Origin of the sequence: Mesorhizobium sp. M7A.F.Ca.CA.001.08.2.1 (assembly GCF_003998455.1) — a bacterium.
Classification (GTDB): domain Bacteria; phylum Pseudomonadota; class Alphaproteobacteria; order Rhizobiales; family Rhizobiaceae; genus Mesorhizobium; species Mesorhizobium ciceri.
Genome location: NZ_RZPW01001305.1, coordinates 1 through 827, shown reverse-complemented (window position 1 = coordinate 827; position 827 = coordinate 1). Strand labels below are relative to the sequence as shown.

The window sequence follows — 827 nt, the reverse complement described above, 5'->3', positions numbered from 1 at the left end:
GCCATAGGCAAGCAGCGACGCCGGCTTGGCCTGACCGCCCTTCAGCAGCGCGATCGCCTCGTCGGCACCGATGGCGCGCGGCGCCGGCGGCGTGGCAAGGCCAAAGCTTGGGAAACGTCCGGCGGCCATGCCTACCAGCCCCCGATGACCAGCATCACCGCACCGATCAGCACCACGATCTGGCTGCGCCAGTCGCGGATGATGAAGACGACCGGATCGTCATGCATCTCGTTGCGGCGCGCCAGGATCCAGACGCGCATGGTAAGATAGAGCACGATCGGCGCCAGCGGCCAGATCAGCCATGGATGCGGATAGAGTTCCCGCACCGCGACACTGTCCATGTAGAGCGCCAGCACCAGCGCCGAGGAGAAGGCCGAGGCCATGCCGGCCTGGGCGACGATCTCCTGGTCTTCGGTGCGATAGCCGCGACCGGCAATGCGCTCGCCGGGCGGAATGGCGGTGGTGCGCAGTTCGACGAAGCGCTTCACCAGCGCCAGCGACAGGAAGAAGAAGATGGAGAAGGCCAGCAGCCAAAACGAGACGTCGACGCCGGTCGCCGCCGCGCCGGCCAGGACGCGGATCGTGTAGAGGCCGGCGAGCGTCAGCACATCGACCAGCAGCATGCGCTTGAACGACAGCGAATAGGCAGTGGTGACGACCATGTAGCCGCCGAGCACAGCCATGAATTCGGGCGACAGGAATAGCCCGGTGCCGATGCCGATCGCCAGAAGCACCGCGATCGCCCCAAGTCCGAACGGGATCGACAGCGCGCCGCTGGCGAACGGCCTGTTGCGCTTGGTGAGGTGTTTGCGGTCGAGCGCGAGGTC

Annotated in this window: 1 protein-coding gene; it reads right to left on the bottom strand. The window is 66.5% G+C overall.

Going from position 1 to position 827, the window contains the following annotated elements; genetic code table 11:
* Positions 1-131: 131 nt before the first annotated feature.
* A partial coding sequence (locus EN914_RS37005) for a UbiA family prenyltransferase (RefSeq protein WP_164779244.1) occupies positions 132-827 on the bottom strand: 696 nt, incomplete at its 5' end.